18 protein-coding genes are annotated in these 24024 nt (G+C 68.8%); 6 read left to right on the top strand and 12 right to left on the bottom strand.

Annotation, left to right across the window (positions count from 1 at the left end):
- Positions 1–314: 314 nt before the first annotated feature.
- Entirely contained in the window at positions 315–1058 is a 744-nt protein-coding gene (locus QH195_RS14190; RefSeq protein WP_280435700.1) for an FABP family protein, read from the top strand.
- A gap of 375 nt (positions 1059–1433) precedes the next feature.
- Here the strand turns inward: QH195_RS14190 and cydC are convergent, their stop codons facing one another.
- The 5 genes from cydC to QH195_RS14215 form a co-directional block, all read right to left on the bottom strand.
- The gene (gene cydC / locus QH195_RS14195; protein ID WP_432278379.1) at positions 1434–3272 is read right to left on the bottom strand and encodes a thiol reductant ABC exporter subunit CydC; all 1839 of its coding nucleotides are present in this window, start codon (positions 3270–3272) and stop codon (positions 1434–1436) included.
- A gap of 104 nt (positions 3273–3376) precedes the next feature.
- Entirely contained in the window at positions 3377–5230 is a 1854-nt protein-coding gene (cydD, locus tag QH195_RS14200; RefSeq protein WP_280435701.1) for a thiol reductant ABC exporter subunit CydD, read from the bottom strand.
- A gap of 6 nt (positions 5231–5236) precedes the next feature.
- Positions 5237–6271 carry a cytochrome d ubiquinol oxidase subunit II gene (gene cydB / locus QH195_RS14205; RefSeq protein WP_280423636.1) on the bottom strand — a complete coding sequence of 345 codons (1035 nt, stop codon included), beginning with the start codon at positions 6269–6271 and terminating at the stop codon, positions 5237–5239.
- 9 nt (positions 6272–6280) lie between these two features.
- On the bottom strand, positions 6281–7750 hold the full coding sequence (locus QH195_RS14210) for a cytochrome ubiquinol oxidase subunit I (protein ID WP_280435702.1): 1470 nt from the start codon (positions 7748–7750) through the stop codon (positions 6281–6283).
- A gap of 103 nt (positions 7751–7853) precedes the next feature.
- Positions 7854–8774 (bottom strand): aminodeoxychorismate lyase, encoded by a 921-nt coding sequence (locus QH195_RS14215; protein ID WP_280435703.1) that lies wholly within the window; start codon positions 8772–8774, stop codon positions 7854–7856.
- A 153-nt stretch (positions 8775–8927) separates the two neighbouring features.
- Here QH195_RS14215 and QH195_RS14220 point away from each other — a divergent pair, with 153 nt between their 5' ends.
- The 5 genes from QH195_RS14220 (at position 8928) to QH195_RS14240 (ending at position 12726) form a co-directional block, all read left to right on the top strand.
- Positions 8928–9347, top strand: coding sequence for a sterol carrier family protein (locus QH195_RS14220; protein ID WP_280435704.1), 420 nt, complete (start codon positions 8928–8930; stop codon positions 9345–9347).
- A gap of 47 nt (positions 9348–9394) precedes the next feature.
- Complete coding sequence (locus QH195_RS14225) at positions 9395–10510, top strand: YgfZ/GcvT domain-containing protein (RefSeq protein WP_280435705.1); 1116 nt, start codon at positions 9395–9397, stop codon at positions 10508–10510.
- 40 nt (positions 10511–10550) lie between these two features.
- A complete protein-coding gene (locus QH195_RS14230) occupies positions 10551–11315 on the top strand; it encodes an MOSC domain-containing protein (RefSeq protein WP_280435706.1) in 765 nt (254 codons plus the stop codon).
- 73 nt (positions 11316–11388) lie between these two features.
- A complete protein-coding gene (locus tag QH195_RS14235; protein ID WP_280423642.1) occupies positions 11389–12354 on the top strand; it encodes an asparaginase in 966 nt (321 codons plus the stop codon).
- A 162-nt stretch (positions 12355–12516) separates the two neighbouring features.
- On the top strand, positions 12517–12726 hold the full coding sequence (locus tag QH195_RS14240; protein WP_033244090.1) for a DUF3073 domain-containing protein: 210 nt from the start codon (positions 12517–12519) through the stop codon (positions 12724–12726).
- Positions 12727–13597: 871 nt separating this feature from the next.
- Here the strand turns inward: QH195_RS14240 and purM are convergent.
- The 7 genes from purM to QH195_RS14275 all read right to left on the bottom strand — a co-directional run bounded on the left by purM (position 13598) and on the right by QH195_RS14275 (position 23895).
- Positions 13598–14677, bottom strand: coding sequence for a phosphoribosylformylglycinamidine cyclo-ligase (gene purM / locus QH195_RS14245; protein WP_280423643.1), 1080 nt, complete (start codon positions 14675–14677; stop codon positions 13598–13600).
- Positions 14678–14928: 251 nt separating this feature from the next.
- Positions 14929–16524, bottom strand: coding sequence for an amidophosphoribosyltransferase (purF, locus tag QH195_RS14250; protein WP_280435707.1), 1596 nt, complete (start codon positions 16522–16524; stop codon positions 14929–14931).
- 360 nt (positions 16525–16884) lie between these two features.
- Positions 16885–17379: a WapI family immunity protein gene (locus QH195_RS14255; RefSeq protein ID WP_280423645.1), complete on the bottom strand. Its 495-nt coding sequence runs from the start codon at positions 17377–17379 to the stop codon at positions 16885–16887.
- On the bottom strand, positions 17376–18053 hold the full coding sequence (locus QH195_RS14260) for a CPBP family intramembrane glutamic endopeptidase (RefSeq protein WP_280435708.1): 678 nt from the start codon (positions 18051–18053) through the stop codon (positions 17376–17378). The genes QH195_RS14255 and QH195_RS14260 overlap by 4 nt, the downstream gene beginning before the upstream one ends.
- The gene (locus QH195_RS14265; RefSeq protein ID WP_280435709.1) at positions 18050–19789 is read right to left on the bottom strand and encodes an alpha/beta hydrolase; all 1740 of its coding nucleotides are present in this window, start codon (positions 19787–19789) and stop codon (positions 18050–18052) included. The genes QH195_RS14260 and QH195_RS14265 overlap by 4 nt, the downstream gene beginning before the upstream one ends.
- A 76-nt stretch (positions 19790–19865) precedes the next feature.
- Positions 19866–22157 carry a phosphoribosylformylglycinamidine synthase subunit PurL gene (gene purL / locus QH195_RS14270; protein WP_280423648.1) on the bottom strand — a complete coding sequence of 764 codons (2292 nt, stop codon included), beginning with the start codon at positions 22155–22157 and terminating at the stop codon, positions 19866–19868.
- Between the two features lie 457 nt (positions 22158–22614).
- Positions 22615–23895 carry a M18 family aminopeptidase gene (locus tag QH195_RS14275; protein WP_280423649.1) on the bottom strand — a complete coding sequence of 427 codons (1281 nt, stop codon included), beginning with the start codon at positions 23893–23895 and terminating at the stop codon, positions 22615–22617.
- Between the last annotated feature and the right edge of the window lie 129 nt (positions 23896–24024).

The following is a 24024-nucleotide window of genomic DNA, read 5'->3' on the forward strand; positions in this document are numbered from 1 at the left end:
TACTGGAGCGCGGAGATCCCGGCGGCGGGAACCGTGCCCGTGAACCAGACCGCCACCATCACCGCCTCCGACGGCACCACGGAGCTGGCGGGGGGCCCAGCTGTGCCTTGGCGACGCAATAATTGGTCGGGCCGGCGCCTAACCGCGCCGCGGGTTGTGCTGAATGCTGGACCTCGGGGGGCCTAAACCGGGGGCGCCGCTGGCGCCGCATAAACTGACGCTGTGGTCCTCTTCTTCGAGATTCTGCTGATCGCCGTTTCGATCCTCATCGGATGGTTCGGCCTGTACGTCTTCTACCGGCTGTTCACCGAGTCATGAGTGGTCTCGCGAGCGAGGGTCCCGATCCGGCCGAGCGAGCGAGCGACACCAGCAACGGAGAGCCGGCGGTCGAACCGTCCGCTCGCAACGGTAACGGCCGGTCTGCCGGTGACCAGTCGCCGCTGAGTGGTGACCGGGCGGTAGCGGATGCGGCCGAACGCGCCAAGTCGACCGCCGGACGCAATATCCCGGTCCTCCCGGATCTTCCGCTGCCCGACGAGACGGCCAATCTGCGACTCGGCCCGGACCTGAATCCGGCCATGCTGGCGCTGCTGCCGATGGTCGGAGTGTGGCGGGGTGAGGGTGAAGGCAACAATCCCGAGCGCGGCGATTACCGCTTCGGGCAGCAGATCGTGGTCTCCCATGACGGCGGGGATTATCTGAGCTGGGATTCGCGCTCCTGGTTCGTCGAATCCGACGGCAGCTACGGTGGCCCGGATCTGCGGGAGCGTGGATTCTGGCGGGTCGGTGTGGAGGGGAACGACGAGGTGCTGGAGCTGCTGCTCACCCACAGCACGGGCATTGTCGAACTCTTCTACGGTACGGCGCTCACCCAGGCGTCCTGGGAGCTGGCCACCGATGTGGTGATCCGCAGCCAAACCGGCGCGGTAGTGGGTGGCGCCAAACGGCTGTACGGAATCGTCGAGGGCGGCGACTTGGCGTACGTGGAGGAGCGGGTAGTGGCCGACGGGCCGCTGGAGCCTCGGCTCTCGGCTCGCCTGCAGCGCTATATCGGCTGATCTGCACCGCGCTCGCAATCGCATGGCCGCCGGCCCGACGGCCGGCTCGATGGGCAGCAGAATCCCCACGGCGCAGCCTTCGGGCGGATCTGCCGCTTGCGGTGCGGGCGCGGCATCACGTACTCGGTCCGGACATGGAACGACCCCCGAGCCGTATCGGCCGTGATCCTCTGGCGGATGCCGGTTGGATCAGCGACCGATCCCGATCGGACGGATCGGGGACTCGGGGGCCGGGTGGCTGCCTGGAATTCGCTCAGCGCGTAGGGGTGAACGGAATCCGTGCACAGCCGGCTACAGCGCTCAGCTGACAGCCACCTCACGCGTCCTTTGAATTTCCATTCGTTGGATCACCTCCTTCCTTGTGTACCCACGAACCTAGCCGCGGGTGGCCGGGGTCGGCAACGGAATTTCGTCCACGGCGAAATGCGTACTGTCACCGTCTGGAAAAGCGGCCCGGACCTGGCCTGATTCGTCCACTGTGAGCACCAGTCCCGCACGGTGCCCGGATGGAAGCTGATGCGTGACGACCACCACATCGCGGTCCGGTGCGACCAGCCCGCTGCCGGGATCGAGCAGATCGCGCAGCAGCCGGGCCCCGGCCTCGGCGTCCAGATGTTCGGTGGGCTCGTCGAGGAGAAGCACCCGGGCGGGCGAGACCAGTGCACGGGCGAGCAGCAGCCGCCGGCGCTGCCCGCCCGATACGGCGGCCGCCCCGCCGACGAGGTAGGTGTGCACGCCGTCCGGCAGGCCGTCCAGCCACTCACCCAGCCCGACGGTACGCAACGCCTGTCCGGCCGCTTCGGCGTCCAGATCCCCGCGGGCCACCCGCAGGTTCTCCAGGACGCTGGTGCCGAACAGGTGTGCATCCTCGGCGAAGAAACGCACCTCGTCGTCGGGGCGGTCGAAAAGTCCGGCCCAGGCCATCAGCAGTGTGGTTTTCCCCGCGCCGCTGGGACCGACGACCGCTACCCGTGCGGTCTGCGGGCGTTGCGGAATCTGCCACTGCCCGTCGCCGACCCAGCCGATCACCACACCGTCGGCGCGGCTGTCGGCGTACGGGAAGGGGTGCGGGTTGCCGCCCGTTCCGAAACGTTTGCGGGTATCGGCGGGCGCTCCGGCCGCGGCAGCGAGACCGGACGGTGGCGGCTCGACCGGCTCCGGGCGGTGGTCCGGCGAGACCGCACGCAGCCGGTGCAGCGCCGCCCGCGCCACGGTGAGGGCCTGGGCAGCGGCCGGCAGGGCGCCGGTCGCCTCGAAGGACGAGAGCGGCAGCAGGACCAGCACGGCCAGCGCCATCGGGGTCATAGCCCCCGGGGCACCGCCGTCCGGACCGTAGAGCGCGATACCGATCAGGAGGGCCGCGAGCACACTCACCCCGGTTGCCAGCGGGGTCGCGGCGGCCGCCCACGCGGAACGGGCGGCGGCGCTGTCCTCGGCCGCGAGGACTCGGTCGTCGGCCGCGACGGCGGTCGCGAGTGCGGTATCCAATTTCCCCGCGACCCGTAGTTCGGCGGCGTGGTCCAGGACTGTGAGCGCGTGCGCGGTGAATTCCGCGCGGTCGGCGCGCGCCGCTCGTTCGGCGCCGGATGCGGCCCGCGCCGACAGCCACGGCGCGACGACGCCGGAGAAGATCAGCGCGCCCGTCAGGACGGCCGCGGCCGCCGGGGAGATGAAGGCCAGCAGCGCGACCGCGGCCACCGACAACACCAGCGCCACCGCAATGGGTACGAAGGTGCGGACCACCACGGCACCGAGATCGTCGATATCGGTGCCCACCCGGACCAGTACGTCACCGCGACGCAGCCGGCCGGGAGCAGTGGGGGCAATAGGTACCGGCCGTCCACCGGCGTCAGCAGGCGCGGGAATATCGGTAACCCTGGTCACCCCGGGGAATCCGGTTTCCGAACGCCGGGTCAACCACAGCGGTGCCCGCGCGAGCGCGCGATACACCGAGGTACGGGCCGCCGTCATCGAGCGCAGCGCCACATCGTGGGTGGCCAGCCGCTCCAGATACCGGCACAGTCCACGCGAGATACCGAGCGCCCGGACCGCGACCACCGCGACGGTGAGATCCAGTACCGGCGGCATCTGCCAGGCCCGGGCGATCAGCCAGGCGGCGAGCGCGGCCAAGCCGAGACCGCTGCCCAGGGCCAGCACGCCCCATGCGACCGCGACTGCGAGCCGCCAACGGGGGATTTCCAGCAGTTCCCACATCTGGCGGGTGTCGCGCAGCAGCAACCGCATCCGGGCCCAGCGGCGCAGCGGCCATCCGCCACCGACCGCTCTGGTGGGACGCCGGATGCTCGCGGTGCGGTTGCTCATCGGGCCACCCGCTGAGCGGTCGACGGCACCGTGACGATCTCGTCCGCGGCGGACAGCAGTGCGGGACGGTGGGCGACCACGACTACGGTGGCCCCGGTACGCGCCAGTGTGGTCAGCGCTGCCGCGACCGCGGTCTCGCTGTCGGGATCCAAATGGGCGGTCGGTTCGTCCAGCAGCACGATCGGACGCCCGGCGGCGAGTAGCCGGGTCAGGGCCAGGCGCTGACGTTGCCCCAGCGAGAGCCCGACTCCACCGGAGCCGACGACGGTGTCCCACCCGGCGGGCAGCGATTCGAGTACAGCATCGAATCCCGTGGTGGCGCAGGCGGCGTCGAGTTCGTTCAGCACCCGGGCCGCGCCTCGGCGCGGAGAACCGGACACGGTGGCCCCCAGCAGTTCGAGGTTCTCCCGCAGCGTGCCCGGCACGAGCACCGGCCGCTGCGGCAGCCACGCCAGCCGCTGCCACCACTGCTCCGCGGGCAGCTGCCGGATATCCACGCCATCGGCGAGTACCGCGCCGCGAGTAGGTTCGATCAAGCCCAGGATCGCCTGCAGCACGGTGGATTTACCGCTGCCGTTCGGTCCGGTGAGCGCGGTGACGGCACCCGGTCGCAGTTGCGCCCACAACCCGTCGGGCGCGGCTCCGTCCCTGGATTCGACGGTGAGATCACGTAATTCGATCACCCCGGCGCTGCCGGCCGGGGCCGGTCCGCCGGGGCCGGCAGCCGCCGCTACCGGCTTTTCCGACATGGCAGCCCGGTCCCCGTCCGCGGCGACGCGCACTCGGGAATCGCCGGCGACAGCCTGCTCGCCCTTCCGGTCGCGGGCGACGGCGGCCGAGGTGTCGCCGGCCGCCGCACCCGCGGGGTCGAGGATCGCGAACGCCTTCTCCGCAGCGGCCATTCCGTCCTGTGCGGCATGGAACCGCTCGCCCACCGTGCGTAATGGCAGATAGACCTCCGGCGCGAGGACCAGCGCGACCACGCCGGCGTACAGACTCATATCGCCGTGCACCAACCGCATGCCGATCGCCACGGCGACCAGCGCCACCGACAAGGTCGCCAACAGTTCGAGCACCATCGAGGAGAGGAATGCGATCCGCAGCGCGCTCATGGTGCGCCGGTGCAGCGATTCGCCCAGCTCCCGGACCTGGCGGCTCATCGTGCGGCCGGGGGTATCGGTGGCACCGCCGGTTTCCCGGCCGAGGGCGCGCAGGGTGGGCATACCGGCGAACAGGTCGAGCAGCTGGTCGGACAGCCGGGTGGTGGCGTCCAGGGTCGCGCGGGCCCGGCCCTCGGTGAGCAGGCCGATGAGCACCATGAAGATCGGTATCAGCGGCAGGGTGATCAACACGATGACGGCCGAGGTGAGGTCGTGCGCGGCGATCACCACGAGCACCACCGGCGGCACCAGCACAGCCAGCAGCAGGGCGGGGACATAACCGGTGAGGTAGGGGCGTAACCCGCTGAGCCCGCTGCTCACCACCACGGCGAGTTCGGTGCGGCGCGTTTCCAGTTCGCGGGGCGGTAGGCCCGCACCCGCGGCGAGTACCGACTGCTCCAGCTCGGCCACGACCCGGGCACCGGCCCGGTGCGCGATCCGTGCCTGCCACCAGGCGGCCAGGGCCCGGACCGCGACCGCTACCGCCAGCAGCGCCAGCTCGGTCTGCCAGGCGGCCACGGTCCGCTGACCGGGATCGGTGATGACACCGGCGAGTACCCGTCCCAGCAAGACCGCGGCGGCCACGATGGCGACCGTGGTCAGCAGCGACAGACCGACACTGAGCACCAGATAGTTCCGGGCCGAGCGTGCGTACCGCCACAGGCGCGGGTCCACGGGCGGGCGGGCCATCAGGGGTCACTCCTCGTTTGCGACGCGTGGGGAAAGTCCGATTCCGGCGGGGATGTGTTCGACACTAATGCGTTTGCGGAACACCCAGTACGTCCAGGCCTGGTAACCGAGGACCACCGGCGTGACGGCCAGTGCCGCCCAGCTCATCACCTTCAACGTGTACGGGGTGGACGAGGCGTTGTCGACCGTGAGGTTGAACATGGGGTCGATGGTGGAAGGCAGAACATCCGGGAACAGCGCCCCGAACAGCAGCGCGGAGGCGGCGAGGACGGTGAGCGCCGTACCGGTGAAGGCCCAGCCGTCGCGGCCGGCGAACAGCGCCGCCGCTCCACCGAGCAGGCCGAAGACCGCCAGCGCCAGCAGGATCCAGGTCCAGTCGGCCCCGTAGGCGAGCTGCGTCCAGAGACCGAAACCGCCCACCACGGCGGCCGTGGGCACCAGTAGCAGCCGGGCGGTACGCACCGCGTCGGTGCGCACCTCACCCTCGGTCTTCAGCGCCAGGAACACCGCACCGTGCAGGGCGAACAGCAATCCGGTGGTGAGGGCGCCCAGCAAAGCGTACGGGCTGAACAGGCCCGCGATCGCGCCGGTGAACTGTTTGTCGGCATCCAGCGGTACGCCACGCACGATATTGGCGAAGACCCAGCCCCAGGCCAGCGCGGGCACCCAGGAACCGATACCGATACCGAGGTCGCAGCGCGCCCGCCAGCGCGGATCGTCGATCTTGCCGCGGTATTCGATCGCGCAGATCCGCAGGATCAACGCAACCAGCAACAGCAGCAGCGGGAAATAGAAACCGGAGAACATGCTCGCGTACCACTCCGGGAACGCCGCGAACAATGCGCCGCCGGCGGTGATCAGCCAGACCTCGTTGCCGTCCCAGACCGGTCCGATGGTGTTGAGCACCACCCGCCGCCGTGTATCGGACCCTTTACCGAGTATCGGCATGAGCATCCCGACTCCGAAGTCGAAACCCTCCAGCACGAAGTACCCGGTGAAGAGCACCCCGATCAGTACGAACCAGAATTCCTGCAGTTCCATCCCCGGCTCCTAGTAGGCGAACGAAAGCTGCTCGGTGGCAGGTTTTTCCGAATCGGACGTCCCCTCGGGTGCCGCCTCGGGCGGCCGTTCCGGGCCCTCCCGTACATAGCGGCGCATGAGGTAGAACCACACGACGGCGAGCAACCCGTAGACCACGGTGAAGGTGATCAGCGAGATCCACACCGTCACGGCCGCGTGATCGGAGACCCCGTCCTGGACCATGAGCCGCAGATCCTGGTCGCCGGTCGGGTTGGGCACGACGACCCAGGGTTGCCGGCCCATCTCGGTGAACACCCACCCGGCCGCATTGGCCAGGAACGGGGTCGGGACGGCGAGCAGGCTCAACCACGAGTACCAGCGTTTATCGGGTACGCGGCCACGCCGGGTCATCCAGAAGCCGGCGAACACCAGCAGAGCCGATCCGGCGGCGAGACCGATCATGGCACGGAACGACCAGTACGTGACGAACAGGTTGGGCCGGTAGTCCCCGGGCCCGAATTTCTCGTTGTAGGCCCGCTGCAGGTCGACGACGCCCTCGAGTTCCACCCCGGTGAAGGACCCTTCGGCCAACCAGGGCAGCACGTAGGGCACCTCGAGCACATGGGTGACGCTGTCGCAGTTGTTGTGGGTACCCACGGTCAGGATCGAGAATTTCGGGTCGAGGGCGCTGTGGCACAGCGATTCGGCCGACGCCATCTTCATAGGCTGCTGTTCGAACATGAGCTTGCCCTGGACGTCGCCGGTGTAGACCAGCGCAACCCCCGAGATCACCGCGATCAGCAGCGAAACCCGCGCTGCCGGACGCCACACGGCGCGTGCCTCGGCCAGCTTTCCCGCGTCCCCGCTGCGCGCGTTGCGGACCATCCACCAGCCGGCGATTCCGGCCACGAAGGTGGCGGCGGTGAGGAACGATCCCGCGACCACGTGCGGGAACGCGGCCAGCGCGGTGTTGTTGGTGAGCAGTTCGACGATGCTGGTCAGCTCGGCCCGGCCGGTTTCCGGGTTGTATCTGGCGCCGACCGGATGCTGCATGAACGAGTTGGCGGCGATGATGAAGTACGCGGAGGCATTGACACCGATTGCGACCATCCAGATGGTGGCCAGGTGCACGAGTTTCGGTAGCCGGGACCAGCCGAATATCCACAGCCCGATGAAGGTGGATTCCATGAAGAACGCCACCAGCCCTTCGAGGGCCAAGGGTGCCCCGAATACATCCCCGACGAAGCGGGAGTATTCGCTCCAGTTCATCCCGAACTGGAATTCCTGCACGATCCCGGTGGCGACCCCGAGCGCGAAGTTGATCAGGAACAGTTTCCCGAAGAATTTGGTCAGCCGGTACCAGTGGTCTTTACCGGTGATCACCCAGGCGGTCTGCATCCCGGCGACCAGGGGCGCCAGGCCGATCGTCAAGGGAACGAACAAGAAGTGGTAGACGGTCGTGATGCCGAACTGCCATCGCGAGACATCCAGGGCATCCACACGAGCCTCCTGTTACTACGACGTGCCGTAGTACAAGATTACGCGCTGGTACGCCCGGATCAATGTGTCCGCCGACACGACCTGCCGACGATTCCGCAACGACTCACCAGTCCGCGATGGTCCCGGCCCGCTCGATCCCGCGGTCCACCATCGAGACGATCTCCGCCGCCGAATCCGTCGCCGACAACCGCACCCCGTCCAGCGAATTGACCCGCGCCGCCAGCGCCACACTACTGAGCATCCAGATGCTGTCGCAGTCGAACAGGTCGGCGGTGAACAGCGGCTCGTAGCGGCAGTCGTAACCTCTGCGCTCCGCTTCCGCGTACAGCGCCCGCTGGGTTGTCCCCGGCAGCACCCCGTGCTTCGCCGGTGGCGTGATCAGCTGCTTGTCCCGCACGATCACCACGGTCGACCGCGGCCCCTCGAGGACCCGGTGCTCCGTACTGGTGAAGATGACATCGTCGGCGCCCATCCGGGCGGCGAACCGCAGCGCGGCCATATTGGTCGCGTAGGAAAGGGTTTTCGCGCCGAGCAGCTGCCAGGGCGCCGCTTGCGCGAGATCGATCGAGATACCGCGGGTCAGCGTCACCACCGCGACACCTTCGGATCTGGCCGTGGCCACCCGCTCCGGCACGCCCGTAACCATCACGTAGGTCGTCGGAACCGGGACAGCTTCGGATAGTTCGCCCGAGCGCACTGCGGATTTGGGGCCACCCAGCTCGCTCTCCCGGCCGCGGGTCAGCACCAGCCGCATGACCCCCTCCGCCTCGGCTCCCCATTCCTTGGCCGCGGTTTCCATCGCTTCCCGCCACCGGGCGAGATCGGGCTCGGGTAGGTCGAGTGCCTGCGCAGAGCGACGCAGTCTGGCCAAATGGAAATCGAGCGCGCATACCGTGCCACCGCGGACCAGCGCCGTCTCGAAAATTCCGTCACCGCGCAACGCGCCGAGATCATCGGCATACAACAACGGCTGGTCCGCGTCACGGACCTCACCGTCGAGTGTTACAAGTACTCGATCCACCATGCGCATGAGCGTAGGCCAACACCGGGCCGCGTGAGGGGCGCAAACGTCGACAGTACCGGCAATGTCGGTCGTCCGATGTCTCGAGGACGCCACTTCCGCGCGTGGCGATCCCGGCGTTTCGACCGGGTTTTCGGCTCTCGTTACAGTCTGATCATGGCTCGACGGACGGAGATCGACCCGGCCGAGGTGCGCTCGGCGGTGACCGCGGTGCGCGCCTGGCTACTCGACGAGAACGCACCGGCCCCGGCGCGGACCGAACTGGCCGCCGCGGTCCGCGGTACCGCCCGCGCACTGGCCGCCGCGGCGCCGGGACATTCGGTGGAGGTCCGAGTTCCGCCGTTCGTCGCGGTCCAGTGTGTGGAAGGCCCGCGGCATACCCGCGGCAACCCACCGAATGTCGTGGAAACCGATCCGCGCACCTGGCTGTTGCTGGCGACCGGGCTCCAGGATTTCGGGGCCGCCGTGGCCGCGGGCAAGGTCGACGCCTCCGGCAGCCGCGCCCCGGAAATCGCCCGCCGGCTGCCACTGGTGCCGGTGCATCCGGACCGCGACCGACCCGAAACCCCTGGTTGACACCCCGACCGTGCGCGCCGACCCGGTGAGCTCTTAGAGTGGAGGCTGTGTCCGTGGTCGCTGCACCCAGCCCTGTCCTTTCTGTACCGGGAGCCGTAGCCGCTGTGCCCGGATCCCCGGACGCCGCGGTCCCCTGGCATTACGGCGACCCACTCGGCGAACAGCGCGCCGCGAACGAGCGATTCGCGATCGTGGACCGGTCGCACCGTTTCGTCTTCTCCATCACCGGCGCCGAGCGGCTGACCTGGCTGCATACCGTCACCAGCCAGCACATCGCCGAATTGGCCGACGGGCACAGCGCGGAAAACCTCGACCTGGACCTCAACGGCCGGGTACAGCATCATTTCGTGCTCACCGAACTCGCGGGCACGGTGTGGATCGATACCGAAGCCGATCGCGGCCCGGCCCTGCTGGACTTTCTCACCAAAATGGTTTTCTGGGCCGATGCACAGCCGCGAGAGCAGCCGGATTACGCGGTGCTGAGCCTGCTCGGCCCGCTCGCGAACACCGCGACGGCCGCTCTGGGCCTGGACCGGTTGCCCGCGACGTACGAGGCGTTGCCCCTCCCCGACGGTGGTTTCCTGCGCCGGATGCCCTGGCCCACCGCGGATTCCTACGATCTCGTCATCCCCCGGGATCGGCTGATGTCGCACTGGAACGCACTCACCGCCGCCGGTGCTCAGCCGGCCGGTTCCTGGGCCTTCGAAGCGCTGCGGGTGGCCGCCGCACGTCCCAGGATCGGCCTGGACACCGACGACCGCACCATCCCACACGAAGTGAACTGGATCGGCGCGCCCGACGAGTACGGTGCCGTACATCTGAACAAGGGCTGCTACCGCGGCCAGGAAACCGTGGCCCGCGTCCACAACCTCGGTAAACCGCCGCGGCGGCTGGTTCTGCTGCATCTCGACGGCTCCGCCGACGAGCGCCCGGCTCCAGGCGATCCGATCACCGCGGGCGGCCGGTCGGTCGGCGTCCTCGGCACGGTGATCGACCACTACGAATTCGGGCCCATCGCGCTCGGACTGATCAAACGGAACATCCCGGTCGATGCCCAGCTCACCGTGGGCGCTACCGCCGTGGCCATCGACCCGGATTCGGTGGTCGCCGACGACAGTCCCCAACCGGGCCGCCAGGCCATCGAACGGCTCCGCGGGCGCTGACCTGCCGCCTATCGAGCACAACGATCCGAGAGGAGCGCCGATGCGGGTTGGGGACACCGGCCGGGTACTGGCCGTCTGCGTCGTCCACGCCGAGCTGACCGTGCCGGGCCGGGTCGGGCGCAGCGCGATCGACAAACGGCCCGTCACCGGACGAGTCCGGGCGCAGCGCCTCGGCCTCGACGGCGACCATGTCTGCAATACGAGAGACCACGGCGGTGTGCACCAGGCCGTCTACGGCTATGCCGACGAAGACGCGGCGAACTGGTCGGCCGAGCTCGGGCGGGAGCTGCCCACCGGCTGGTTCGGGGAGAACCTGCGGATCGCCGGACTCCCGCTCAGCGACGCCGTCGTCGGCGCGCGCTGCACCGTCGGGGAGGCGGTGTTCGAGGTCAGCGGACCACGCGTACCCTGCGCGACCTTCGGTCATTGGTCCGGTGAACCGCAGTGGGTCCGCCGCTTCACGCACCGGGCGAACACCGGTTGCTACTTCCGGGTGCTCACCGAGGGCAGTGTCGGCGCCGGTGACCGGGTCGAGGTGGTGCACGTTCCCGAACACGGCATCACCGTCCGCGATGTCTTCACCGGCGCGGACCCGCAGCGACTGGAACTGCTGCTCACCGCCGAACCCACTGTCTCCGATGTGGTCCGCGCCCAGATCGCCCGCCACACGAAACGGCGCGGTGCCGCCTCGGTTACCGGCGGACCGGCAACGGTTACGGCCACCGGCCGGGAAGGGACCGAGGGCGCTCCCACCCGGCCTACCGGAGAAGCCCTGCCCGTCGGCGAAACCGGGGCAACCGCATGAGCGGACCGAGCCCGGTGGCGGTAGTGCGCGTACCCGGGGAACGCGGCCGCCCATCGCATTCGGAGGACAGCGCATGAGCGTCGACCTGGTGGAAGTGGTGCGTTCGGGTTTCCGCGAATGCGTGCACCGCGGCTCGGTCGTGATCGTGGGGCCGGACGGTGAACCGACGTTCGAGGCCGGCTCGGTGCACGTACCCATCTATCCGCGGTCCACCAACAAGCCGCTGCAGGGACTGACCCTGCTGAAACTCGGCTTCGAGCCCGTCGACGAGGACGAGCTCGCCATCACCTGCGCCTCACACACCGGTGAACCGGAACATATCCGGCTGGTCCGGCGACTCCTCGATCGCTACGGCTTCGCGGAGGACGATCTGGCCTGCCCGCCCGATCTGCCGATGGACGAAAAGGCCCGCGCCGGAGTGATCCATCGAGGCGAAGGACCCGCGAAACGGTATATGAACTGCTCCGGCAAACATGCCGCCATGCTGGCCACCTGTGTGGTGAACGGATGGCCGACGGCGGGCTACACCGACCCGGGCCATCCCCTGCAGCAGGCCGTCGCGGCGCAGGTGGTCGCGGCGACCGGCGAACCGGAAACCGATCTCGGGATCGATGGGTGCGGCCTGCCCATCGTCCCGGTCGCGCTGGTCAACCTGGCACGCGCCTTCGCGACGCTGGCGACCTCGGCGCCCGGTACGCCGGAACGCCGGATAGCCGATGTCCTGCGCGACCGGCCGTGGGTGATTTCGGGCACCAACGGACCCGATCTGCTGGCAATGCGCGCGGTACCCGGACTGCTCTGCAAGATCGGCGCAGACGGTGTGCACGCGGGCGCGTTGCCCGACGGCAGCGCCTTCGCGTACAAGATCGACGACGGCGCGGATCGGGCGAGAATCCCGCTGACCATGGCAATTCTGCAGCGCATGGGGGTCGCGTGGTCGGCGGAACTGGCCGAACTCGCCGCGCCCCCGGTACTCGGCGGGGGCAATCGCGTAGGTGTGATCCGCGCCATACCCGAGGAGATTCCGACTAGCGGCTGAGCGGCGAAACATCGGCAAACCGGTCGGTCGATACACCGGATAGCCGACTCATGGAGGCGCAACTGCCGGACACGCGCTAAAGTGTCTGTCAGGAAGATATTAATTCGAACGGGGCCGCCACCAATCCCCAGGCCGCCCCGCTGTGACGCGAGGGGGTCAGCCATGGGCCGTGGCCGGGCTAAGGCAAAGCAGACCAAGGTCGCTCGCGAGCTGAAGTACAGCTCGCCGACGACCGACTTGGCGAGCCTTCAGCGCGAGCTTTCCGGTAGTGACAATGCCCGGCGTGGCGGCGTCCTGTCGGATGAGCACGACGCGGACGACTCCTTGTCCAAATGGGACGAGGACGACAACTACGACGACTGGCGCCGCTGATCAGGTAAACCGCTCGGGGGGAGGCTGCTGGGCCTCCCCTTTGGCCGTTGACGCCGGTTCGCGCCGTTCCCCGCCGAGTTACCCGGGCGGTGAATGACGTGAACCGGCGAGCCGGCCCGAACGATGCCCTGTCGGCAGTGCCGAAGCTGAACAGGCGGCCCGCGCAACGGGTCGCCGGTTCATACCCTTGTCGTTCATTCGAGGCATCCCAGACGAGGAATCCCTTCGTCCAGCACACCGTCGGCCGAACTGTTCGGACGGCCGTGAGCGCCGGCCAACCCAGCCGTCGGCAGGCTCGATCCACTCGGTCCTATACCGAAGCGGCGACCCTTTCGATTCAACCCGTCCGCCACTGTTCCGGGGGCGGCCCGGCATTCGTTCCTTGCCAACGACATCGGCGCGCTCGGCGTATCGGCCCGGCACTCCTCGGTTCTCCGGTCTTACGTGACCCGGCGCCCGGCTTATCCGACAGCACGCTCATCCGAGACCCGTAAGCAGGCCCGAGCCGGTAGTCCTATCACCCTCCAAACGGCGCACGCGATACGCCGACACAGCATCGCCGAGTCGATCGACCGGATTTCCGGCGGTCCGGTCGGGGCGCTTCGCTGATCGCCCCGGTAACACGGTCCGTGCTGGGCTCCGGCGGCCGGCGCAGGAACCTGCGGGCGGACACATCGCCTCGGGAGTCCGACGGAGTCGGCCCGGGTCAGTCCGGAGTCACTCACGGCCATGGCTCGGGCAGGCTATACGACCAGACCCGCCCGAGCGCCCTCGCAAGCACGTCTCGCCGGACGACCGCAGCCGACCACGGGTTCGATGGCGGACCGGCACCGGCACCGGCTCGGCGGCTCGGCCGGCCTATGGGTTCGGTTCAGAAACGGGGATGGTCACCCAGCAAGACCGTACGCGGTGAATCGGCGTCCTTGGCCTTCTTCACCGTGCCCAGCGTCCAGCATTCGATATGGCGGGCGGTGAGCACAGCCAGCGCCCGGTCGACATCCTCGGGGGCCACCACAGCCACCATTCCGACGCCCATGTTGAACGTCTTCTCCATCTCGGCGCGGTCCACCCGGCCCCGCTGCGCGATCATCTTGAACACCGGTGCGGGGCTCCACGATCCGCGATCCAGTTCGGCGACCAGACCGGCCGGCAGCACCCGCGCCAGGTTGGCCGCCAGACCGCCACCGGTGATATGCGCGAACGTGCGGACATCGGTCTCGGCAATCAGCGCCAGGCAGTCCTTGGCGTAGATCCGCGTGGGCTCCAACAATTCCTCACCGAGGGTGCGGCCGAATTCCTCCACGTGCCCGCTCAACGCCATCCGGTCGATCTCCAGCAGCACCTTGCGCGCCAGGCTGTAGCCGTTGGAATGCAGACCGGACGAACCCATGGCGATCACCACATCGCCGGGGCGAACCCGGTCCGGGCCGAGCAGCTCATCGGCCTCCACCACGCCGACCCCGGTGGCCGACAGATCGTAATCCTGGGCACCCATCATCCCCGGATGCTCGGCGGTTTCTCCGCCCAGCAACGCGCACCCGGCACGCACACACCCCTCGGCGATACCGGAGACCAGTTCGGCGACCCGTTCCGGCACCACTTTGCCGACAGCGATGTAATCCTGCAGGAACAGCGGTTCGGCGCCGCACACCACCAGATCGTCGACGACCATGGCCACCAGGTCCAGACCGACGGTGTCGTGCTTGTCCATGGCCTGCGCAACCGCGATCTTGGTGCCGACACCGTCGGTGGAGGACGCGAGCAGGGGCTCCCGGTAGTTCTTCTTCAGCGCGAACAACCCGGCGAAACCACCGAGCCCGCCCTGCACCTCGGGGCGGGTGGCCTTACGCGCCAGCGGGGCGAACAACTCGACGGCCCGATCACCGGCCTCGATGTCCACGCCGGCTTCGGCATAGGAGGCACCGGCACCGGTAGCGTTCTGCTCAGTCATTGTCGGGGGAAGCTCCAAACCGAATCCGCGGATAATTGCCTGGTCTGAGTCTATGGCGCGGCTCCGGCGCGCGGGGTGCTACCCCTATGTTTCCTTACCACCTCGCGGACCGGCAGCGGTCCGGGCAGCAAAACGATCCATGCTCTCGGGCCCGCACCGGCACTCCGGCGCGGCGCGAGTTCAGGGAACGCCGAAAGGTTTCGGCCCGTCCATACCGGCCGAAACCCCGTGCCCCGGGAGCGCGCCGATATTTACGGCCGGCTCAGGGCGCTGGCGTTGGCGTTCTCGGTGAGCAGGCTCGGAGGCCGGGAACCGAATTCGAGGAGGTTCTTGCCGATGGACGCTTCGGTGGGCAACGGGATCGGATAGTGGCCGTCGAAACATGCGGCACACAGCCGGGAGCTGGGCTGTTCGGTGGCGGCGATCATGCCGTCGAGCGAGATGTAGCCCAGGGTGTCGGCGCCGATCGACCGCCGGACACCCTCGACCATTTCGCGCAGCGCCGCCGGATCGGCGGGCACACCGGCGGGTCCGTCCGGGTCGGTGCCGGCATTGTTGGCGATCAGCTCGGCGCGGGAGGCGAAATCGATTCCGTAGAAGCACGGCCACTTCACCGGGGGTGAGGCGATCCGGACATGGATTTCGAGGGCGCCCGCTTCGCGCAGCATCCGGATCAGGGCGCGCTGGGTGTTGCCGCGGACGATGGAATCGTCGACCACGATCAACCGCTTGCCCCGGATGACTTCACGCAGTGGATTGAGTTTCAACCGGATTCCGAGCTGCCGGATGGTCTGGCTGGGCTGGATGAAGGTGCGGCCGACGTAGGCGTTCTTCATCAGACCCTGTCCGTAGGGCACACCGGAGCCCTGGGCATAGCCCACTGCGGCCGGTGTACCGGATTCCGGGACGGGGATCACCAGGTCGGCCTCGACCGGATGTTCGCCGGCCAGGCGGCGCCCGATCTCGACCCGCGTCGCGTGGACGGAGCGGCCGGCGATGGTGCTGTCCGGGCGGGCCAGGTACACGTACTCGAAGACGCAGCCCTTGGGTTCGGGATTGGCGAAACGCAGCGACCGCACCCCGTCGGCGTCGATGGCGAGCAGTTCACCGGGTTCGATCTCGCGGACGAAGGAGGCACCCACGATATCGAGGGCGGCGGTTTCGCTGGCGACAACCCAGCCGCGATCCAGCCGGCCGAGCACCAGGGGCCGCACCCCGTGCGGGTCGCGGGCGGCGTAGAGGGTGTGCTCGTCCATGAACGTCAGGCAGAACGCGCCGCGCACGGTGGGCAGCAACGCCATGGCCGCCTGTTCGATGCTCGAATCGGCGGCGGCATGGGCCAGCAGGGCGGTCATCACATCGGAATCGGAGGTGGCCGAAACGGCACCGGGTCGGCCGGGGCCGCCGACCAGACCGAGTTCCCGCGCCCGATCGGCCAATTCGGCGGTGTTGACCAGGTTGCCGTTGTGGCCGAGCGCGAGCCCGGAGCCGACGGCGGTGGTCCGGAAAATCGGCTGAGCGTTCTCCCAGGTGGTGGCACCGGTGGTCGAGTACCGGCAGTGGCCGATGGCCACATGGCCGGGCATGGCGGCGAGGGTTTGCTCGTCGAAGACCTGGCTCACGAGGCCGAGGTCTTTGAAGACCAGCACCTGCGAACCGTCGGAGACCGCGATACCCGCCGCCTCCTGACCGCGGTGCTGCAACGCATACAGGCCGTAGTAGGTGAGTTTGGCCACGTCCTCCCCCGGAGCCCAGACTCCGAAGACTCCGCATTCCTCACGAGGCGGGTTCTCCGTCTCCTCGGTTGCGGTGGGATTGCTGAGGGCCGATCGGTCGGCGAGGGTCACCGTGCGCTCCCTGGTCGGGCGGGTGTGGGGGGCAACCGACATTCTACGGGTGCACTCCCCGGGAGCGGCAGCGGATCAGCACCTCGGCAGCAAGCGCGGTCGGACCGGTCGAATCACGATCCCAGCAACTGCGCCCCGCGCGCGGGCAACCACGAGCCGGCAAATCGCCGCACTCAGTTAACCCGCCTTTCACCTGCACGAACAGCGCGATACGAGCGCGCTTTCCGATCCGATGGACCTGCGGGGGCCACCCGCTGACGGCGGATAACGGGACCGGCACCCATAAGCCTCGTGGCGGGTCCGGCGCAACGTGGGCGATATCACCCACCGCAGCACTTCCGGCGCAACCCCGGCCACGGCTCAGCGGACACGGCCGAGCAGCCGTCCACCGGGTGGCAGATAACTGCCCACCTCGGCACCGAGATCCTCGGCCGCGGTCGTGAGCTGCGCCGCACCGAGCCGCGTGGTGACCACGGTGGGCTCGCCGGCTGTCACGCGCCGGTTCCAGGGCGGGGAGAATTCGAGGTCGAGCCCGATCCGCAACTCCACCCCACCGGCGACGGATGCCGCGAGGAAGCTCAGGTTGGGTTCGGTGAACTCGAGCCGCGCGGGCTCCGGTAGCGGGTCACCGCCGGGTTCGGCCGCGGCGGCGATACGCCGTAGCCATTCCGCAAGCTCGACCGCATCGTCGAGCGTCAGTGCCTGCCAGCGGAAGGACCAGTTCCCCTCGGGGCAGTTCGCGGTACCGGCAATTATGAGCCAGCTGTACCTGATTCGCGGATCGATATGGTCCGGGAACTGATATCCGGCAACAGTGAGCTCCACACCGTATCCGTCGCTGTCGATCAACCTCACCGGCGAAGTGTGTCACTTTCACGACGTCCGCGCCTACCGGAAACCGGCGAAACCGGCCCGGCACGACCGGTGTTCAGGCGCGCGAACACGGCCCCGCCCGCATTCACCGCCCAATGCAGCAAGGCGGGCGTGGTCGCGCTGTCGGTCCACCGTCGCAGCGTGCCGAACACCAGTCCGGCGGCGCCGGTGAAAAGCACCGTGCCGAGCACGCTGTCACCCGCGGCGCGGGCGGGATGGATATGCCACAGCCCGAAGGCGGCGCTGCCGAGGGCGGTTCCGGCGTAAGTTCCGAATTCGTTGTCCAGCAGCGGGTCCAGCGTGGCGCGGAAGAACAGTTCCTCGGTGTACACGGTGCCGACCGGGATATGCACCGCAACCCACTCCAGCGTGCTCACATCCGCCGCACGGTCCGGTGCCCCGGGCAGCGAGCGACGTACGGCCGGTACCGCGGACGCCGCCGTGTAACCGGCCGCGACCAGCGCGGCGCAGCCGATCCCGACCCCGGCTCCACGCGCGGAGAACCAGTTCGGGCGGCCGCGCAGGGCGACGGCGTACGCGGTCGCCGCGAGGGCGCCGGCGGTGGTGCGCCCGCGCCGATCCAGCGCCAGCCGCGGCAGCAGCCAGTTGTTCCACAGCAGCGGCGCGGCCAGCGCGGCGACGATCCGGACGCTCATTTCACCTCACGCTCATAGGCCTCGTATGCCTCTATCTCGAGCCGGACCCGTTCGGCCAGTTCGGGGTTCCAGCCCGGCGGGCGGGTGACCGCGGCCCAGGCGTCCATGACGAGGCTCCCGTACCGGTGTCCGTGCCCGTCCCGGACCCCCTGCGCATTCGTGAGGTCCGCGGTGACCTGCCAGAACGTGACCAGCGGAGCCCAGCGCATCCGCGATGAGACATCCGCGCCGCGTGGTTCGGACAGCCAGTCCGGCCGGCTCAGGATGAGATCCGGCGACCACCAGACGATCGGGTCGGACGCGTGTTGCAGATAGGCGATCCGCGGAGCCCGCCATTCCGGGCCGGGGGCGGCGAGAGCGGCTGCGTCGGCGGCGAACCGGATCACCAGTCCGTCGGCGTACACCGGCCCCGTTTCCGGAGACCCCGGGTCGCGGCGGCTGACGAATTGCTGCCACAGGCGGTTGGAGTTGGGTGGCCCGACCCAGAGCGCGCCGTCGACCTTCGCGCGCAGATCGGCCAGTCCGTCGAATGCGGCCTCCGACCCTTGCGATCCGAGACTTTCCCCGTACACCAGCAGTTTCGGCCGGTCTTCGGGCGCGCGGGTCCGAGTTCGTTCGTACACCGCGTCGAACAGTTCGCGACCCGCGGCGGCGGCCTTGCCGCGGTCGGCCAGGAAGGACAGTGCGCTGGGCAGATACGAGTACTGGGTGGCGACGATGGCGGTATCGCCGCCGTACATGTACTCGATCGCGTTGGCCGCCATGGAATTGACCCAGCCGGTGCCGGTGGTGGTGACGACGACCAGCGCCTCACGATCGAAGGCGCCGGTTCGTTCCAGTTCCGCGACGGCGAGTTCGGCCTGGGTTCGATCGGTGCCGGCAACCGATTCGAGCCCGATATAGGCCCGGATGGGTTCCGAGGCCGGCCGGCCGGTGACCCAGGAGATCCGCTGCGCGGTGGGGCCGTGCGAAACGAACCAGCGGCCCTCGAAGCCGAGGGTGTCCCACGCCGCCAGCGAATCCGGGCTACCCGATCGTTCCGGCAGCCGCGGCTGGGTCGCGTACTCGGAGGTGGTGTCGTTACGGACGCTGAACGCGGAGTTGGCGGCGGCGAAGAAGGCCCGGGTGGCCACACCGTTGAACAGGGTCACCACCAGCAGAACCAGCACCAGCGCCCCGGCCGACGGCGCCAGTTCCCGCGGTATCCGCACCCAGCGGTTCAACTGCCGGGCGAAGAAAAGGACGATTTCGCGCACGGTGCGATACCCGGCGACGACGAGGACGCCGATGGTCAGGCTCAATCCGCCGGTCCGCAGGTACGCCGGGGTGGTTGTGCCCTCCATCCCCATCAGCGCGGCGATTTCGCGCTGCCAGTGCGCCGACTGCACGAGCATGTAGGCCGCGCCCAGCGCGGCGCTGAGCAGTACCGCGGATTTCAGCGCGTACCGAGTCCAGCGGGGCGGGGCGGGAATCCGGGTGAGCCGGGGCCGGATCCACAGCCGGAACAGCCACTCCAGCAGACAGCCCACGCCGTAGCCGATGGCCGCGTTGATTCCGCTGATCAGGCCCTGGAACATCCAGTCGCGCGGTAGTAGTGACGGAGTTACCGAGAGCGCGAAGAACACCGTCGCGACCACCAGACCCACATAGTTCAGGTCGATGATCCGCTCGGTTCGCTCGATCACCGCGATACAGCGCGACCGCAATCGGGTCACTGTGTCCGCGGTCTCCAGCACCCATCCAGTATGGCGGGCGGAACCGACACCGGCGGGTGGCTCGGGTCACCCCCGGCGTGGCACGCCCGCCCCGGAATCAGGCGTGGCCGCCGAAAAGGGCCGGCAGAGTGCCCTCGTAGGCGGCACGCAGTTCGGTCATGGGCACCGAGAACTGGCCCTGCACCTCGATCGAATCCGACCCCTGGTCCACCACACCGATCCGCACCCACGGCAGTTCCCGGGCGGTGCACATCCGGGTGAAACGGGTTTCCTCCGACCGCGGCACCGCGACCAGCACCCGCCCCGCCGATTCGGAGAACAGCGTGACGAACGGATCGGCGTCCTCCGGCAGCAGGATGCGGCAGCCGGTTTCACCGGCCAGCGCGGCCTCGACCACGGCCTGCGCCAGACCGCCTTCGGACAGATCGTGGGCGGCGCTGATCATGCCGTCGCGGGAGCCGGCGGTGAGCACCTCCGCCAGCAACTTCTCGCGGGCCAGATCCACCTGCGGTGGCAGCCCGCCGAGGTGACCGTGCGCGACCTGCGCCCAGACCGAACCGCCGAATTCGTCCCGGGTGTCGCCCAGCAGGATGAGGGTCTCCCCCGGCTCCAGGCCGAGACCGGTCGGAATACGCCGGTGCACATCGTCGATCACGCCCAGCACGCCCACCACGGGCGTCGGCAGGATGGCGTTCTCCCCGGTCTGGTTGTAGAAGCTGACATTGCCGCCGGTCACCGGGATACCGAGTTCGGCGCAGCCGTCGGCGAGCCCGCGTACGGCCTGCTGGAACTGCCACATCACGCCGGGATCCTCCGGGGACCCGAAATTCAGGCAGTTGGTGACGGCTTTCGGGGTGGCGCCGGTGGTGGCGACATTGCGGTAGGCCTCGGCCAGCGCCAGCCGCGCGCCGGTGTAGGGGTCGAGCTTGGTGTAGTGACCGTTGGCGTCGGTGGCGAGCGCGATACCGCGGCCGGTTTCCTCGTCCACCCGGATCACGCCGGCATCGGCGTACTCGGCGAGGACGGTGTTACCGCGGACGTAGCGGTCGTACTGTTCGGTGATCCAGCGGCGGCTGCACAGCTGCGGGCTGGCCACCATCTTCAGCAAGGTGTCGCGCAGTTCCTCGGCTGTTTTCGGCCGGGGCAGGTTGTCCGGAGTGTCGGCGTTGAGGGCGTCCTGGGTACCGGGGCGCTGCACGGGGCGCTCGTACACCGGCCCCTCGTGCGCCACGGTACGCGGCGGCACATCCACCACGGTTTCGCCGTGCCAGGTGACCTCGAGCCGCTCACCGTCGGTGACCTCACCGATCACCGTGGCCAGCACATCCCATTTGGCGCAGACCGCCAGGAACGCGTCGACGTTCTCGGGTGTGACCACCGCGCACATCCGCTCCTGCGATTCGCTGGACAGGATTTCGGCCGGGGTCATATCGGCGGCCCGCAACGGGACCCGGTCCAGTTCGATCCGCATTCCGCCGTCACCGGCGGCGGCCAATTCGGAGGTCGCGCAGGAGAGCCCGGCGCCGCCGAGATCCTGGATACCCACGACCAGTCCGGCGTGGTAAAGCTCGAGACAGCATTCGATGAGGACCTTCTCCGTGAACGGGTCACCCACCTGCACGCTCGGCAGCTTCTTGCGACCGGTGCCGGACTCGTCACCGGAGAAGGTGTCCGAGGCGAGTACCGAGACGCCGCCGATTCCGTCGAGACCGGTACGCGCACCGAAAAGGATGATCTTGTTACCGGCACCGGAGGCGAACGCCAGGTGCAGATCCTCGACCCGCATGGCGCCCGCGCACAGCGCGTTCACCAGTGGGTTGCCCTGGTAGGAGGCGTCGAACACGGTCTCACCGCCGATATTCGGCAAGCCCAGCGAATTGCCGTACCCGCCGATACCGCGCACCACACCGTCGACGACCCGGCGAGTATCCGCCGCATCCGCGGCACCGAAGCGCAACTGATCCATGACCGCGATCGGCCGCGCGCCCATCGCCATGATGTCGCGCACGATGCCGCCCACCCCCGTGGCCGCACCCTGGTACGGCTCGACGTAGGACGGATGGTTGTGGCTCTCCACCTTGAAGGTGACCGCCCAGCCGTCGCCGATATCGACCACACCCGCGTTCTCGCCGATACCCGCCAGCATCGAGGCGCGCATCTCGTCGGTGGTGGTCTCCCCGAAATAGCGCAGATGCACCTTCGAGGACTTGTAGGAGCAGTGCTCGCTCCACATCACCGAGTACATGGCCAGTTCGGCGTCGGTGGGCCGGCGACCCAGGATGTCCCGGATCCGGGCGTATTCGTCGTCCTTGAGGCCGAGCTCGGCGTACGGCTGCGGCGTATCCGGGTGTGCGGCGGCGGTGGCGACCGTATCGACCTGCTCAGTCACGGGATTACCAGGATCCTTTCGTAGGTTGGCGCGCCGGCGCGCGCGGGCTCCGGACCCGGCCGCGTACTCGCGCATTCCACGGCTGCAGTATTCGCGTCGATGCCGCGGGATATCGGGAACACGGGTTGGGGCCGGAACACGAGGCCTCGACGGCGGGGCCCCGACAGGTTTGATCCAGCACGAATCTTACGTTCACCTGCGCCGGGCACGTTCCCGGCCCCGTCGCGGCGATGCCCCGGCAAGTGGACCGGCAGCGGGCCGCCGGTCGCTCCCCGCCGGTACCACCGCACCCGGCCGCCGACCAGGGACATCGCCGGACCGGAAGCGAGTAGTACTCGGCCGGGGCCCGGGACGCGGTGTATCGCCGGGCCGGTCTTCGACGACAGGCCGGCCCCGGGCACGGCACCAGCCCGGATCGGCGCCGAGACACGCCGCGCAGTACGCCCCGGTGCCCGGCTCAGTCCTCAGGGGCGAGGAAGGCGGCCAGCGCCGCGGCGTACGCGGTGATATCGGCGGCACCCATCATTTCCCGCGCCGAATGCATCGCCAGCTGCGGTGCGCCGATATCCACGGTCGGCATACCGGTACGGGCGGCGGTCATCGGTCCGATGGTGGATCCACACGGCAGGTCGGCCCGATGAACGTACCGCTGCATCGGGACTCCCGCCTGCGCGCAGGCCAGCGCGAACGCGCCCGCACCGACCGCATCGGTCGCGTAGCGCAGATTCTGGTTGACCTTGAGCACCGGACCGCCGTTGATCGCGATCCCGTGCGCCGGTTCGTGCCGCTCGGGATAGTTCGGATGGGTGGCATGGGCCATATCACCGGACGCACAGACCGAGCCCGCCATCGCGGCCAGGAAATCCGCACGGCCGCCACCACGCGCCAACACGATCCGTTCCAGCACCGTGGGCAGCAGTTCCGATTGGGCGCCGCGATCGGATTGGCTGCCGACCTCCTCGTGGTCGAATACCGCGAGCACCGGTACCGCGGCGCCCGGGTTGTCCACCGCCGTGCGGAACGCCTGCAGACCGGCATAGCAGGTGCCCTGATTGTCCAGTCGCGGCGCGCTGATCAGGTCGCGACCGGCGCCGATCACCCGGCTCGCCGCCAAATCGTGGGTCATCAGTTCCCACCCGAGGACCGCCGCCGGATCCACCCCCGCGACCTCGGCCACATAGTCCAGGAAGGACGCGGGTTCACTGCCCACACCCCAGATCGCGTTCACATGACGCTGCGGGTCGAGCGTGACCCCGCGCCGATCCTCGGAGAGGTGGATGGCCAGCTGCGGAACGCGCAGGATCGGCTCGTCGATCCGCACCAGCCGCTCGGCCAGTCCGTTGCCTTCTCGCACACTCAACCGGCCGGATATACCCAGCTCCCGATCCAGCCAGGAATTCAGCCAGGCCCCGCCGTAGGGCTCCAGCCGCACCAGCTGCCAGCCGGCCACCGTCAGATCCGGATGCTGTTTGACCCGCAGATTGGGGCTGTCGGTATGCGCCCCGACAACCCGGAAGGGCCCGGTCTGCGCGGGATCGGCCCAGGCTACGAGCGATCCGCCACGCACGATGTAGTACCGGCCGCCCGCGCCGGGCCAGGGCTGGGTCTCGTCGAGACGGGTGAACCCGTCGGCATCCAGCTGTTCGGCGATGGTCCGGCAGACATGGAACGGCGAAGGCGAAGCATCGATGAAGGCACACAGCCCAGCGGCCGAAGCCGCAGTAGCAGAACTCGGCATGTGACGACCCTATGCTGTGTTTATTTGCGGCGCCCGCGGCGCCGCGGGTTTAGGCCCCTGCGGTGGGCGGGGGGGGGCACCAAGAGCCCCCCCCCGGCGACCCCCCCCCTATAAGTGAAAAAGACCCCC

It is taken from the genome of Nocardia carnea, from assembly GCF_029868855.1.
GTDB classification, from domain to species: domain Bacteria; phylum Actinomycetota; class Actinomycetes; order Mycobacteriales; family Mycobacteriaceae; genus Nocardia; species Nocardia carnea_A.